We start from the raw sequence: 15898 nt of genomic DNA on the forward strand, positions 1-15898 counted from the left end.
GCAATTTTATATTGGGAGCAAGCTAAAATGGGACTATACTCATTTTAGCATTCCTAAGTTCAATTACTCAGCCCACTTTGCTTATGCATATATCAACACTTTGCTAAAACATAGCCTAAATTAAAAGTACAAGCACTTTAAGGAGGACTTTATGATAAAATTAATCGCAACAGATATGGATGGAACTTTATTAGATGAAAAAGGACATTTACCAGAAAGCTTCACAGAAGTTTTAGATTTAATAACAGAAAAAGATGTTAAATTAGTTATAGCTAGCGGTAGACCATATGCTACATTACAAACAAACTTTGGTCCAATAGCTAATAAACTATCATATATTACTGATAACGGAGCATTAGTATATGATAATAATAAATTAATATTTAAGGATGTTATAGAAAAGAACTTGGTACAAGATATAATAAAAACAGCTAAAAATATAGAAAATACTACTATAGTATTATGTGGAGCAGAATGTGCTTATATAGAAAATTGTTCTGAAGAATACTTAAAAGAAATACAAAAATATTATGTAAAATATGAAGTTGTTGAAGATATATCTAAAGTTGAAGATGATATAATCAAAGTTACTATATGTGATTTAGATCACGCAATCAAAAATTCAAATCCAGTTATAAATCCATTATTCGGAAATGACTTAAACGTAGTTGTAGCTGGTGAAATCTGGCTTGATATAATGAATAAAACAGTAAATAAAGGTACTGCTTTAAGAAAAATAATGGAAGCTGATAATATCTCAAAAGAAGAAACAATGGCATTTGGAGATTACTATAATGATATAGAAATGTTAAATGAAGCTGACTTTAGCTTTGTTATGAAAAATGCTCCAGAAGACATGAAACAACATGCAAAATACATAGCAGAAAGCAATGAAGATTACGGTGTATTAGGAGCTATAATGGAACATGTGGTTCTATAATATCCAAGTGTTAATATATGCATAAATTGAAACTTAAATAATTCCTTGCATAGAAAAGGAATAACATTATGGAAATGGCAATTTTTACAACATTTTTAGCTACCGAAGTAGTTCTTTATTCAGTTGCTAAAAATAAAGGTAAGTAATTTTTCTCTGTATATAAAATAAATACCTTGTAAAGTATGTGTTAATATATGTAATAGGCAAATTGGCATTGTAATTGGACTTTGAGAATACTTAATGAGTATTGTCACATTTACTGCTTGTCTTAATTTTATATTAGGAACAAGCTAAAATGGGACAATACTCATTTTAGCATTCCTAAGTTCAATTACTCAGTCCACTTTGCTTATACATATATTAACGCTCTACTCTATTTTTCATTTCACCCTTATTATAAACTCTTATGTTTTCTAATAAGTCATTAAATAATCTGTTTCTAGCCTCTTCACTTGCCCATGCTATATGAGGACTTAAAACTAATTTTTCTTTATTTTTAACACTTAATAATGGATTGTTTTCTGGAATTGGCTCTATTTCAAATACATCTAAGCCTGCACCACCTATTAAGTTTTCATCTATAGCCTTTGCTAAATCTGCATCCACTACTATTGGACCTCTTCCCATATTAATTAGTATGCTATATTCTTTCATTTTCTTAAATGCTTCATGATTCATTAATCCTTTTGTATTTTCATTTAGTGGAGCATGTATAGATATTACATCCGCTTTCTCTAATAATTCTTCAAAAGACACCCTGTCATATTCTGAATTTGAGTTCTTTCCTGAAGTTGAATAGTAAACCACTTTACATCCAAATGCATCTGCAATTTTAGCAACTCTTTTTCCAATAGCTCCAAGTCCAATTATTCCCCATACCTTACCATCAATATCTTTATAAACTTCATCTACATTGGTAAAGATATTAGATCTTGAATATTCTTTAGATTTAACATAATTATCAAAATATGAAATCTTATCATATAAATTAAGTGCCATAGCAAAAGTATGTTGTGCTACTGTATTTGTAGAATATCCAGCTACATTAGTTACTGCTATATTATTTTCTTTAGCATACTTTATATCTATATTATTAAATCCAGTTGCCATTTCACAGATTAATTCTAAATTTTTAGCATTCTTTAAATTATTTTCATTTAATACAACTTTATTAGTTAATACTATATTGGCATTTTCTATTCTTTCTTCCACTTCATTCCTTGAAGTTAAATCATAATATGTTACCTTGCCAAATTCGTTAAGTTTTGAAAAATCTACATTTCCTAATGTTTTTCCATCAAGTACTACTATTTGCTTCATAAAAATAAGACCCCTCTCTATACTTCAATTAATTTTTATTATATCATAAGCTACATTATTTAAAACTATTCTCACTTTAAATTTCCGTATTGTATCATGTATGCCTTAATGTTAAACTTTATCTAAGAATACAAATTTGTAAAACAAATTATCTTTTAAGTTAATATTAACTTAAAAGATATCAACAAATTCAAATACAAGGAGATTTTTTATGTTTATTATTACTTACAAAATACCATATCAAAATGTAGACACTTCTATTGAAAAACTTCAATTCAATGATATTTTTAATGTGTTTTACGAAAGTCCACTAGAAATAACTACAGATGAATTTGGATATGGATTTATAGAAAAAGATGATGTTATTATCGACTTCAAAGTAGCTTTTGATGGTGATGAATGTGCTCTTAATGACTTTACAAACAAAGTTAATTCTATTCTTGAATTAACGCCAGACAATATGGTTGAAGAAAATTATAATTATGAAGAAACACATTTTCCTGCTATACATATAGATGACACTTGGGTAATAGCTTCTCCGGAAGAAGATTTTCCTGAAAAACAAAAAATAAATTTTATATCTCAAGGTGCTTTTGGAACTGGAATGCATGAAACCACTCAAGATATATTAAGATATATTTTATCACAAGATTTCACTGGATTAGATGTATTAGATATAGGTACTGGTTCTGGAATACTTTCATTAGCTACAAGTGTTAAAAATGCTAAAAGAGTATGTGCTTTAGATATTAGAGATGTACATGAAGAAATAGAATTCAACTCATCTTTAAATAACATTACTAATATTGAGACTTTTGTTGGTGATGCTTTAAGTAATGAAGTAGTTATAGATGGCACTTTTCATTGGATATACATAAATATAGGTGGAGAAGAAACTGAAATGTTTATGGATTATATAAATGATCATATAAAAGAAAATGGTAAGCTTTTAGTTTCAGGCTTAGTTGAATGGAGTTTTGATTCTGTTAAAGATAAAGTTGAAGCTAAAGGATATATTATGGAACATAAAATTCAAACAAACGAATGGTGTACAGCAATATTTAATAGAAAATAACTCTCTAATAGGCTATGTTTTAATATCTTGTTGATTATTTATAAATAAAGTGGACTGAGCGGTGGGCTTAAGTATACTAACATAAGTATTGTTAAATTCCAATTACAATTCCACTTAAATTATTGTATATATCAACATCTATTTAAAACATAGCCTATTAATTTAATTACATATCTGCTTATTTCATTATTTATGTTTTTTATTTAAATATATATCCTCAATCCTCTGTAATTCTTAGCATCCTATATCCTATCCCTATATGAGTTTGTATATATTTGGGTTTTGAAGGTTTTTCTTCTATTTTCTTTCTTAAAGTTGCCATAAAAACACGTAATGATGGTGTATCATTAGGTAAAGTATTTCCCCATACCTCTTTTAATATAAAATTATGAGTAAGCACTCTTCCTACATTTTTAGCTAAAAGACATATCAATCTATATTCAATAGGTGTTAAATGAATTTCCTCATCTTTAATAAATACACATCTTGCTGCGTAATCAATCTTTAAATCTCCATTAATAAATAAATTACTGTTTTCGCCTTGTCCACTATTAACATAATTAATTCTTCTTAAGCTCACACGTAATCTTGCTAACAGTTCTTCAACACTAAATGGTTTAGTTAAATAATCATCAGCTCCACAATCAAGTGCTTCAATCTTATCTCTATCTTCACTACGTGCACTAACTACTATAATTGGAACATTCGACCATGTACGTATTCTCTTTATAATTTCTATTCCATCCATATCTGGTAACCCTAAATCTAAGATAACAATGTCAGGTACATATGAAACAGCTTCTCGAATTGCAGCTTCACCATTTTCAGCTACATGATACTTATAGTTTTCAGTCTCTAATGTTATAGTAATTAAATTTCTAACAGCTTTATCATCTTCTACAACTAAAATTTGTGGTTTATTCACTATAAATAACCTCCTCACATTGTAATGTAAAACCAAATATAGTTCCTTTAGGTTCGTTGTCTCTTACATAAACTTCTCCACCATGAGCATTTATTATTGACTTACATAATGATAATCCCAAACCAAGCCCTCTTCTTCCATCTGCACTAGCGCTATTTAATGTAAAAAACATATCAAACAATTTTCCTTTCATTGAATCCTCAATTCCACATCCATCATCACTTATTTCAATCACTACACTTTTGCCTTGCTTTTTTCCAAATATTTTAATATTTGAACCTTTGGGAGTATATTTCACAGCATTATTTACAATATTAATTATTACTTGAATAATTAATCTAGAATCCATTTTAGCCATCAATAATTCATCATCTACTTCAACTTCAATATTATAGTCTGAGCTTTCTCTATTAATATGTTGAAGTGCTTCTTGTATGACTTCATCTATTAATTCTGGTTGTAATTTTATATTCATTGTACCATTTTCAATACGAGTTACAGACAATAAATTTTCTACTAAATTAATAAGCCACATAGAATCATCATAAATATCTGTATACAACCTCTGTTTTCTATCTTCATTTAATATTCTAGAATTTCCCATTAAAATTCCAGCATTCCCAGATATACTTGTAAGAGGTGTACGTAAATCATGTGAAATAGCTCTTAATAAATTAGACCTTAGTTTTTCTTGTTCTGCTTTCATATAAATTTCATTTTTAGTTTCATTTATATATTCTTTTTCTAAAGATAAAGCACTTTCAGCTAAAATTGCTATTAACAAATTCTTTTTAAAAGAATCTAAAGTCTCATCTTTATCTATTGGAATTGCCACTACAGCAAAAGATTTTTCATGATTTCTTATAGCCATGTAAAGACATTTTGCCCCTGGTAAAGTATTTGTAGTTGCTCCAGCATGTTTTTTATTTTTAAACACCCATTGTGCAACGGCTCGTTCATCTTCTGTAATAAAGTCTTTTATATTGATTGTCCTATTTTTTTTAAATACTATAGGTTCTAAAAGTACTTCATTATCAGCAGGATATAAAATTACTGATTTATCTAATAACTTTTCTATTTGAATAAGTATCTTATTAAAAATTTCTTCCCTATTTTTAGCCATTTGTAACTTTTGACTAGTTTCCAATAAAACTTCAGTTCTATAAGCTTTTTCAGCAGATTGTTTAGCCTCTATCTTTACTCTAGTAGCTAGTTTACTTGATATTATTGACGAAACAAGCATAACAAAAAAAGTTATTGGATAACTTTTATCATATGCTTGAAATGTAAATCTAGGATTAGTAAAAAGAAAATTAAATACCAATACTCCTAATATTGATACCAGTAATCCACAACTTTTACCTGTTGTAGTTATAGATGTTAACAATACACCTAATATATATATATTTATAATATTTGCTTCACTATATCCTAAGTTATAAAAAATCATCCCTGTTGCTGTGACAGCTCCTAATATTACTGTTGTTTTTATTAAGTCCATTACAGTAAAATGTGGTAAAGTAATTTTTTTAAGTTTCTCATTAGAATTTCTTTTATAAGCTTTTAAATTATCTGGAATAATATATATATCTATGTTTGGCGCAAACTCAGTTAATTTATCAACTAATGTTTTTTTATTATTAAACCAACTTTTTTTATTATTAGATCTACCGATTACAATCTTAGATACACCACTTATCTTAGCATACTGAGATATTTGATTTGCCACATCGTCACCATAAACTGTAGCTATTTTAGCTCCAAGTTGTTCTGCAAGTTTTAAATTCGTCTCTAATATCTTTTTATTTTCTAAGCTAAGATCTTTGCTATTAGAGGTTTCTACAAATAATGCTGTAAATAACCCATGAAATGCAAATGCCATTCGTGCAGCTGTTCTAATTACTTTCGTATTGCTTGGTGAACTTGATAAACAAATTAAAATGTGTTCTTCTGTATAGTACGTACTTTTTATTTCATCTCTTTTATTTTCAATCTTTTTATTAACAGCATCTGCCGTACGTCTAAGAGCTATTTCTCTTAATGCAACCAATTTTTCTTTTGTAAAAAAGTTAATCAATGCCCTGCGTGCTTGATCAGTTTTATATACTTTTCCGTTATCTAATCTAGTAATTAAATCATCTGGCTCAATATCAACTAGTTCAACTTGATTAGCATTGTCAAATACACTATCAGGAATTCTCTCGCGTACTACTATTCCAGTTATAGATGCTACAATATCATTTAAACTTTCTATATGTTGAACATTTATAGTTGTATAAACATCTATTCCATTATTCAACAATTCCTGTATATCTTGATATCTCTTCATATGCCTACATCCATAAGCATTACTATGAGCTAATTCATCTACTAAAATTAGCTTTGGTTTTCTATTAATTGCAGAATCAAGATCAAATTCATTTAAAGTTATTCCTTTATATTTAACTTTTAAATTAGGCAACATTTCTAACCCATCTAAAAGAGCAAGGGTTTCTACTCTAGTATGAGGTTCTATATACCCTGCTACTACATCAATACCTGAATTCTTAGCTATATGAGCTGCCTCAAGCATTGCATATGTTTTACCTACACCAGCTGCATATCCAAAAAATATCTTTAATTTTCCTTGTTTGTTATTTTCATCTAGGGATATTTTCTTTAAAATCTCATCAGGATCTGGACGTTCATCTATCATATATGTCACCTCAAAATATAATCTACTTATAAATAAATTATACTATAGCCAAAATAAATATTTCATAATTATTTTAACTATAGTATAAAGATTGTGTTAATATTTTATTTTATATTCATAAAAAGTTGTTTTTACTGCTTTTTGTATAATATCAATTCTATCAATATCTATTTTAGAATTCCATCAATAGCAAGATTAACTTCTAATACATTTACTGTTTTTTCTCCTAATACACCAAAAAGTTTTCCTGAAGTGTATTTATCAATAATCTTTTCTACATCTTTTACTTCCATATTATTATTTTTAGCAATACGATTTATTTGATATTTAGCAGCCGCAACTGAAATATGCGGATCCAATCCACTTCCTGAGCAAGTGACTAAATCTACTGGTATTGCTTGTGCATCTTGTTCTGGATGATTTGCTTTTATTTTATCAACTCTTTCTTGAACAAGAGCTTCGTATTCTTTACTTGCAGGACTTAAATTAGATGGTGCTGAATAAGCTAATTTCTTTCCATTATCATCAACAAAAGTATCTGTATCAATATTCATAATTCTTCCCCATAAATGTTTTTCATCATTATATTGTTGTGCTAATAATACACTGCCGTATTTTTTACCATTAACTTGTATAATACTTCCATTGGCTTGTTTAGGAAATATTAATTGAGAAATTCCTGTTATAAATATTGTATATATACCTCCACACAAAATAGTAAATATTATAAATATTATTAAAGCTTTAGGAAATACTGCTTTAAATTCCTTCATTACTAATCATCCTTTCTTTATACAATACCAATTGCAGTAATTAAAACATCAATTACTTTTATAGCTATAAATGGTACAATTATTCCCCCTAAGCCATAAACCAAAAGATTTCTTGATAATAACTTACCTGCTGAAACTTCGCGATATTTTACACCTTTAAGTGCTAATGGAATTAAAGCTACAATAATTAATGCATTGTATATTATTGCTGAAAATATTGCACTCTCCGCACTGTGTAAATTCATAATATTTAATGCAGATAATCCTGGATATAATCCAATAAATAATGCTGGGATTATTGCAAAATATTTAGCTAAGTCATTAGCTATACTAAATGTTGTTAAACTGCCGCGTGTCATTAATAATTGTTTACCAATTCTAACTATATCAATTAATTTTGTTGGAGAAGAATCTAAGTCAACCATGTTTCCAGCTTCTTTAGCTGCTTGTGTTCCTGTATTCATAGCAACTGCTACATCTGCTTGTGCAAGTGCTGGGGCGTCATTAGTTCCATCGCCTGTCATTGCAACAAGATGGCCTTTTGCTTGAAAATCACGTATCATTTCTAGCTTACCTTCTGGAGTAGCCTCAGCTAAAAAGTCATCAACACCAGCTTCTGCTGCAATAGCTGCTGCTGTCAATGGATTATCTCCAGTTATCATGATTGTTTTAATACCCATTTTTCTTAAATCTGCAAACTTTTCTTGTACGCCTTGCTTAATAATATCTTTTAAATAAACTACTCCAAGAACTTTATTATCTTTAGCTACAACAAGAGGAGTACCGCCTTTATTTGATATTCTAGCTACAATCTCATCACATTCTTTGCTATAACATCCACCTCTTGAAATTACATAGTCTTTAACTGTTTCTGCTGCTCCCTTACGAATTTCACTATTATTATAATTAACACCACTCATACGAGTTTTAGCTGTGAATGGAATAAATTCCATATTAGATTCTCTAATATTCCTTCCTCTTATTCCAAATTTCTCTTTAGCAAGAACCACTATACTACGTCCCTCTGGAGTTTCATCTGCTAAAGATGAAAGCTGTGCAGCATCTGCTAACTCATTTTCATTAACTCCATTTACTGGTATAAATTCACAAGCTTCACGATTACCTAAAGTGATTGTGCCTGTTTTATCTAACATCAAAATATCAACATCTCCTGCAGCTTCAATAGCACGTCCACTCATTGCTAAAACATTAGCTTGATTTAAACGGCTCATACCTGCAATACCAATAGATGAAAGTAATGCACCTATAGTTGTTGGTGCAAGACATACCAAAAGTGCCACTAGTGATGTAACTGAAATAGGATTTACCACACCAGCCTGATTAGCTGAAAAAACAGAATATGAATATAATGAAACTGTAACCAATAAAAATATAATAGTTAGTGAGATTAATAAAATTTGTAATGCAATTTCATTTGGTGTTTTCTTACGTGCTGCACCTTCAACCATAGAAATCATCTTATCAAGAAAACTTTCTCCAGCTTCACTTGTAACCTGAACAATTAGCCAATCTGAAATTACTGTTGTTCCACCAGTCACAGCACTTCTATCACCACCACTTTCTCTAATAACAGGTGCTGATTCTCCTGTTATTGCACTTTCATCAACTGAAGCTGCTCCATCTATTACTTCTCCATCAGCTGGAACTTGCTCTCCAGCAACAACAATTACTATATCTCCTTTTTTAAGCAGTGCTGATGAAACTTTAGTTATTTCATCTTTCTTTTCTAAAGAAATTATTTTATGCGCTTCCACATCTTTCTTTGCTGCACGTAAAGAATCAGCTTGTGCTTTACCACGCCCTTCTGCTATTGCTTCTGCAAAATTAGCAAACAATACAGTAATCCAAAGAATTATAGTAATACCTAATATAAAACTAGATTTTGAATCTCTAATTCCAACTAATGAAACTGCATATAATACAGTTGTTAATATAGATGAAATATATACTAAAAACATAACTGGATTTTCCATTTGAGTTTTTGGAGAAAGTTTTATAAAAGAATCTTTAACAGCTCTTTTAATCATTTTTTTATTTGCAAAATTACCTTTATTTTCATTCATATTTTGTCACCCCATTTAACCTAACATTTGAAAAAATTCAGCAATTGGTCCAAGTGCCAATGCTGGGAAGAAACTTAATGCACCAATAAGCAATACAACAAAAATTAAAAGTCCTATAAACATAGCATTATGTGTAGGCAATGTACCAACACTTTCTGCAACTTTTTTCTTTTTAACCATGCTTCCTGCTATAGCCAAAGTACCCATCATAGGAACAAAACGTGCAAATAGCATACTTAACCCAATACTTATATTTATAAATGGTGTATTCGCTGTAAAACCAGCAAATGCTGAACCATTATTACCTCCAGCTGAAGTGTAAGCATATAATACTTCTGAAAATCCATGAGCCCCTGAATTATTCAAACTGTTAACAGTCTCAGGTAATATACTTGCAATACCACTACCAATTAAAATAGCTATCGGTGTTGCTAAACAAACTAAAACTGCCATTTTCATTTCAAAAGGCTCTATTTTTTTACCTAAATATTCTGGTGTTCTTCCTACCATAAGTCCTGCCATAAATACTGCAAGTATTGCAAAACCTATCATTCCATAAAGCCCACATCCAACACCTCCAAATACAACTTCTCCAAGTTGCATAAGTAGCATAGGGATCATTCCACCAATTGGAGTATAGCTATCATGCATTGAATTTACTGATCCATTAGACGCAGCAGTAGTAAATGTTGCCCATGTTGAAGAAGTAGCAATACCAAATCTAGCTTCTTTTCCTTCCATATTTCCACCGGCTTGATTAATTGTTGATAAATCAACTTGACCATTTAACGCCATTTGTGGTGTAGCAATTTGTTCATTTATTCCAACAATGCCCATTGCTACAACTAGCATTATACCCATTGCTATAAATATAGCTATTCCTTGTCTTCTATCTTTTATATTTCTCCCAAAAGTAAAACATAATGCTACTGGGATTAATAATAATGAAATCATTTCAAATAAATTAGATAATATAGTTGGATTTTCAATTGGGTGCGCTGAATTAGTCCCCATAAATCCTCCACCATTTGTACCAAGTTGCTTTATTGCTATTTGGCTTGCTGCAGGTCCTAATGGAACAACTTCTTCCGTTACTACGGTTCCATCTTCAAGTGTAATAGGCTCTAATAAAGAAACTGTTTCATATTGTTTAAAATTTTGTACAACACCTTGAGACACTAATGCTAAAGATACTACTATTGAAAGAGGAATTAATATATAAAGTACAGCTCTAGTAATGTCTATCCAAAAATTTCCTATACCTTTTTGCTTAACTCTAATAAATCCTCTAATTAGTGCGAATAATACTGAAATACCAACTGCTGCCGAAACAAAATTTTGTACAGTTAGTCCCATCATTTGTGTGAAATAACTTAATGAACTTTCACCTGAATAACCTTGCCAATTAGTATTAGTAACAAAACTTACCGCATTATTAAATGCAAGATCCCAGCTTGTACCTGAAACTTTTTCTGGATTTAATGGCAAAAAGCCTTGGAAAATGTGTAGTAAAAATAATACTATTAAACTTATAATTGAAAATGCTAAAACAGAAAAAGAATATTTTTTCCAACTCATATCTTCATCTTTATCAATATGAAGCATTTTATAAATAAAATTTTCACATGGTGTTAATATTTTAGATAAAAACACTTTTTCTCCATTCATAATCTTACCTATATAATTCCCCAATGGAATTGCCAATACTACTAATATCAAAATATACAATCCATATTGTAATACTAAATTCATCATTACTTGTCACCTCTTAATAAAATATTTGCTAAATAAATAAAATATATAAGTGAAATTATTCCTATAAGCCCAACCATCACATGCATTTTTATTTCCCCCTTCGTTTTGATAGGACAAGTTTAACATGGAAAAAATTATAGTGGTGTTAGAGTTTACTTGTTTAGAATTAAGATTGTGTTAAGATTTTTATATTGATATTTACACGCACAAAAAGAGGACTCAAATTAATGAATCCTCTTTCATTGGCTTGTAATAAAAATTATTATATACAGCCTTATTTATATTATTTATTTTGCTATGTTCTAATATATGTTTATATATGCAATAGGTAAAGTGGAATATATAAACATTTTACTGGAACATAGGCATTTATTTTATAGGAGTCTCTTTTATATCCCAAATTTCATCACAGTATTGTTTTATAGTTCTATCACTTGAGAATATTCCTGCACTATAAAGATTAGCAAAACATTTTTTAGCCCACTTTTTAGTGTCCTTGTAATCTTTAAATACTTTATCTTGAGCTTCTTTAAAGCTCTCAAAATCTGCTAGAAGATAATATTGATCTCCTTCTTCTAATAATGAATTATATAGGTCTTTAAAATCATCAGTATTACCATCATCAAAAGTTCCATCAATTAGAGTATCTAGAACTCTCTTAATGCTCTTATTCTTCTTATAATAAGTCATTGGATCATACTCTTCTTTAATATCATCTATATCTTCAACTCTTAATCCAAAGATGTAATTATTCTCTTCTCCTGATTCTTGAACTATTTCTATATTAGCTCCATCATAAGTTCCAAATGTAGGAGTAGCATTCAACATGAATTTCATGTTTCCTGTTCCTGATGCTTCTTTTCCAGCTGTAGAAATTTGTTTAGATAAATCTGCTGCTGGGAATAACTTTTGAGCATATGAAACTCTATAATTATGAACAAATACTACTTTTATTTTTCCATTTACATCTTTATCATTATTTACAAGTTCTGCTATTTCATTTATAAATTTAACTATTGCTTTAGCTCTAACATATCCTGGGAAGGCCTTAGCTCCAAAGATAAAACTTACTTTTGGTATATCTAAAGATGGATTTTCTTTTATTCTATAGTATAAATCAAGGATATACATTGCATTTAATAATTGTCTCTTGTATTCATGTAATCTCTTAATTTGAATATCAAATATTGAATTTGGATCTAATTCTATTCCTTCTTCATCTCTAATATATTCTGATAATTGCTTTTTCTTTTGAAGCTTTATATTCATAAGTTCTTCTAAAACTTTATCATCATTTTCAAACTTCTTTAAAGCCTTTAATAAAGATAAGTTCTTAACCCACTCTTCAGTTCCTAATAACTTAGTTATGAATTCTGATAATTCTTGATTACATAATCTTAACCATCTTCTTGGAGTAATTCCATTTGTTTTGTTTTGGAACTTTCCTGGATATAATTTATACCAATCATTTAATTCTTTATCCTTTAATATATCCGTATGCAACTGAGCAACTCCATTTACTGCTTTTGATACAAATATAGCTAAATTAGCCATTCTCATTTGGTCATCAGAAATTATTCTAAGTTTTTCAATTTCTTTTTCTGTATACTTCTTAGCTTTTAATTCTTTTATTAATTCTTTATCAATTTGCTTAGTAATTTCTAATATTCTAGGGAATAATTTTTCTATTAATTCAACATCCCATTTTTCTAATGCTTCTGCTAGTATAGTATGATTTGTATACCCAAAGAATTTATTAGCATATTCTAATGCTTTTTTAAATGTAACCTTTTCTTCATCAACTAATATTCTTATAAATTCTGGTATAGCAAGTGTTGGATGAGTGTCATTTAATTGTACAAAATTATATTCACTTATCTTTTCGAAATCGGTACCGAATTTTTCTATGTGTTTTTTAATAATATCTTTTAATGAAGCGCTTACTAAGAAATATTGTTGACGTAATCTTAATATTTTACCTTCATCGTTTGAGTCATTTGGATATAAAACTCTAGATATATCCTCTGCTCTATTCTTTAATTCTACTGATTCATCATATTTTTGTTCATTAAATAAATAGAAATCAAATTCTTTTATCGGTTCACATTTCCATAATCTTAATGTATTTATATTTTTAGTTCCATAACCTATGATAGGTGTATCATATGGTATAGCTTTAACTTTCATATCTTCAAATTCTACAATTTGAGTTTCGTTATCTTTTCTTATACTCCAAGGATCGCCATACTTTAACCAGCTATCTTCACTTTCAGTTTGAAATCCTTCATCTATATTTTGTTTAAATAGCCCATTATTATATCTAATTCCATAACCATTTAACGGCATATCTATTGTAGCTGCTGATTCCATAAAACAGGCTGCAAGTCTTCCAAGTCCCCCATTACCAAGGCCAGCATCTTCTTCTATTTCTTCTACTTTGTTAATATCTATATTTAATTCTGATAATACTTCTTTTACATCCTCATACAAGCCTAAGTTTATTAAATTATTTCCAAGTGCCCTACCCATTAAATATTCTGCTGAAAAATAATTTGCACTTCTCTTAGAATTATATGCTTTAGTTGTATCATTCCAATCATCCACGATTTCTTCTAATATAGTTAATGAAAGAGCATTAAATATTTGATATTCCTTAGCATCTTCTAACTTTATTCCATATTTTACTTTTAAATATCTATCAATACCTTTTTTTATATTTTCTTTATTCATTATTCTTCGCACCTTCCATATATTTTCGTTATATCATGAATTTTTTCTGCTAGTTCATCTGTAAATACATCTTTTTTAGCTCTCCAACGCCAATTTTGTCCTAGTGTTGAAGGAACATTAATTCTAGATTCATTCCCTAAATTTAAGAAATCTTGTATTAACGCTATTGATAAATAAGCTTTACTACTCCATACCCCTCTTATAAATCCCCAGTTATATCCTTCTTCTTTATTTAATCCCAGATATTTAATAGACGCTTCAATTTCTTCTTCAGTTCCTGTTTTTTCAAGCCATCCTCTAAATGTATTATTATCATGAGTGCCTGTATAAGCTATACAATTTTCTTCATAATTATGAGGTAGGTCTCTGTTTGCAGCATCTCCTACAAATGCAAATTGAAGTACTCTCATTCCTGGAAATCCTGATTCTTCTCTAAATTTTATAACTTCATCAGTTAAAAATCCTAAGTCTTCTGCTATTATTTTTATATCTCCAAGTTCTTTCTTTATGGCATTGAATAATTTCATTCCTGGACCCTTTACCCATTCTCCATTTTCTGCTGTAGGATCCCCATAAGGTATTGACCAATAAGATTCAAACCCTCTAAAATGATCTATTCTTATAACATCATATAATTTTGAACTTTGTTTCATTCTGTCTATCCACCATTTATAATTAGTCTTATCAATATAGTCCCAATTATAAATTGGATTTCCCCATAATTGACCTGTTACAGCAAAATTGTCTGGTGGGCATCCTGAAACTTTTAATGGTACTAACGTTTCTTCATCTAATAAAAATGCTTTTGGATTTGCCCATATATCTGCACTATCTTCAGCTACATATATTGGAATATCTCCTATGATTTCAATACCCAAATCATTTACATATTTCTTTAAATTAGTCCATTGTTCAAAGAATTTATATTGTATAAAGGTCCAAAAGTTTATTTCATCTTTTAATTCTTCTCTATATTTATTTAAAACTTCTTTTTTTCTAAGTTTAATATCTATATCCCATTTTTGCCAACTCTTTAATTCAAATTTTGATTTAAGTGCCATATATAAAGAATAATCATCTAACCACTGATTTTCTTCTTCAAATTCTTTTAAGTCTGTTGGTAAATTACGCTTAAACCTCTCATACGCTTTTCTTAGAACCTTCATTTTTTCTACAAATATTAATCCATAATCAATATCTTCTTCATCTTTTCCAAAGTTTAAATTTAAATAATCTTTACTTTCCAATAACCCATCATCTTCTAATAGTTTAAAATCTATAAAATAAGGATTTCCTGCAAATGCTGAAAAAGATTGATATGGTGAATCTCCATAACTAGTCGGTCCTATAGGAAGTATTTGCCAATATTTTTGATGTGATTCTTTCAAAAAATCTGCAAACTCATATGCCTCTTTCCCAAATGTTCCTATTCCAAATTCCCCCGGCAAAGATGCAATATGCATTATAATTCCACTGCTTCTTCTCATTTTTTTCTCCCCCTTATGCCTTTTTTATCATTTGCTATGTTTTAATAAAGCACTGATATATGAATAAGCAAAGTGGACTCAGTAATTAAACTTAGAACACCACTTTTCATATTG

The 15898-nt window shown here is 29.1% G+C and carries 10 protein-coding genes; 2 read left to right on the forward strand and 8 right to left on the reverse strand.

Translation table 11 applies throughout. From position 1 onward, the window contains the following. Positions 1-151 precede the first annotated feature (151 nt). On the forward strand, positions 152-940 hold the full coding sequence (locus RGC78_RS03820) for an HAD family hydrolase (RefSeq protein ID WP_252230157.1): 789 nt from the start codon (positions 152-154) through the stop codon (positions 938-940). Between the two features lie 360 nt (positions 941-1300). Here the strand turns inward: RGC78_RS03820 and RGC78_RS03825 are convergent, their stop codons facing one another. Continuing rightward, positions 1301-2260 carry a D-2-hydroxyacid dehydrogenase gene (locus RGC78_RS03825; protein WP_309556075.1) on the reverse strand — a complete coding sequence of 320 codons (960 nt, stop codon included), beginning with the start codon at positions 2258-2260 and terminating at the stop codon, positions 1301-1303. A gap of 211 nt (positions 2261-2471) precedes the next feature. On the opposite strand from RGC78_RS03825, the gene RGC78_RS03830 reads away from it, so the two are divergent. Further along, positions 2472-3335, forward strand: a complete 864-nt coding sequence (locus tag RGC78_RS03830; RefSeq protein WP_252212531.1) for a 50S ribosomal protein L11 methyltransferase — start codon at positions 2472-2474, stop codon at positions 3333-3335. A gap of 217 nt (positions 3336-3552) precedes the next feature. On the opposite strand, the gene RGC78_RS03835 is transcribed toward RGC78_RS03830, so the two are convergent. The 7 genes from RGC78_RS03835 to malQ form a co-directional block, all read right to left on the reverse strand. After that, positions 3553-4260 (reverse strand): response regulator, encoded by a 708-nt coding sequence (locus tag RGC78_RS03835; protein WP_252212532.1) that lies wholly within the window; start codon positions 4258-4260, stop codon positions 3553-3555. After that, positions 4253-6955, reverse strand: coding sequence for a sensor histidine kinase (locus RGC78_RS03840; RefSeq protein ID WP_252225578.1), 2703 nt, complete (start codon positions 6953-6955; stop codon positions 4253-4255). Before RGC78_RS03840 ends, RGC78_RS03835 begins: the two co-directional genes overlap by 8 nt. A gap of 167 nt (positions 6956-7122) precedes the next feature. Continuing rightward, entirely contained in the window at positions 7123-7728 is a 606-nt protein-coding gene (gene kdpC / locus RGC78_RS03845; RefSeq protein ID WP_252212534.1) for a potassium-transporting ATPase subunit KdpC, read from the reverse strand. Positions 7729-7745: 17 nt separating this feature from the next. Further along, positions 7746-9812 carry a potassium-transporting ATPase subunit KdpB gene (gene kdpB / locus RGC78_RS03850; protein ID WP_252212535.1) on the reverse strand — a complete coding sequence of 689 codons (2067 nt, stop codon included), beginning with the start codon at positions 9810-9812 and terminating at the stop codon, positions 7746-7748. A gap of 15 nt (positions 9813-9827) precedes the next feature. Further along, a complete protein-coding gene (gene kdpA, locus RGC78_RS03855) occupies positions 9828-11567 on the reverse strand; it encodes a potassium-transporting ATPase subunit KdpA (protein WP_252212536.1) in 1740 nt (579 codons plus the stop codon). Positions 11568-11936: 369 nt separating this feature from the next. Then, complete coding sequence (locus tag RGC78_RS03860; RefSeq protein ID WP_252212537.1) at positions 11937-14297, reverse strand: glycogen/starch/alpha-glucan phosphorylase; 2361 nt, start codon at positions 14295-14297, stop codon at positions 11937-11939. After that, complete coding sequence (malQ, locus tag RGC78_RS03865; protein ID WP_252212538.1) at positions 14297-15784, reverse strand: 4-alpha-glucanotransferase; 1488 nt, start codon at positions 15782-15784, stop codon at positions 14297-14299. The genes RGC78_RS03860 and malQ overlap by 1 nt, the downstream gene beginning before the upstream one ends. Positions 15785-15898 lie beyond the last annotated feature (114 nt).

Source organism: Clostridium aquiflavi (assembly GCF_031344075.1).
Classification (GTDB): Bacteria; Bacillota; Clostridia; order Clostridiales; family Clostridiaceae; genus Clostridium; species Clostridium aquiflavi.

Excerpts from the sequence above, each read along its gene's own strand:
- RGC78_RS03840 (WP_252225578.1), bottom strand. The coding sequence starts at position 6,955 with ATGATAGATGAACGTCCAGATCCTGATGAGATTTTAAAGAAAATATCC.
- RGC78_RS03860 (WP_252212537.1), bottom strand. The coding sequence starts at position 14,297 with ATGAATAAAGAAAATATAAAAAAAGGTATTGATAGATATTTAAAAGTA.
- kdpA (WP_252212536.1), bottom strand. The coding sequence starts at position 11,567 with ATGATGAATTTAGTATTACAATATGGATTGTATATTTTGATATTAGTA.
- kdpB (WP_252212535.1), bottom strand. The coding sequence starts at position 9,812 with ATGAATGAAAATAAAGGTAATTTTGCAAATAAAAAAATGATTAAAAGA.
- kdpC (WP_252212534.1), bottom strand. The coding sequence starts at position 7,728 with ATGAAGGAATTTAAAGCAGTATTTCCTAAAGCTTTAATAATATTTATA.
- RGC78_RS03830 (WP_252212531.1), top strand. The coding sequence starts at position 2,472 with ATGTTTATTATTACTTACAAAATACCATATCAAAATGTAGACACTTCT.
- RGC78_RS03820 (WP_252230157.1), top strand. The coding sequence starts at position 152 with ATGATAAAATTAATCGCAACAGATATGGATGGAACTTTATTAGATGAA.
- RGC78_RS03825 (WP_309556075.1), bottom strand. The coding sequence starts at position 2,260 with ATGAAGCAAATAGTAGTACTTGATGGAAAAACATTAGGAAATGTAGAT.
- malQ (WP_252212538.1), bottom strand. The coding sequence starts at position 15,784 with ATGAGAAGAAGCAGTGGAATTATAATGCATATTGCATCTTTGCCGGGG.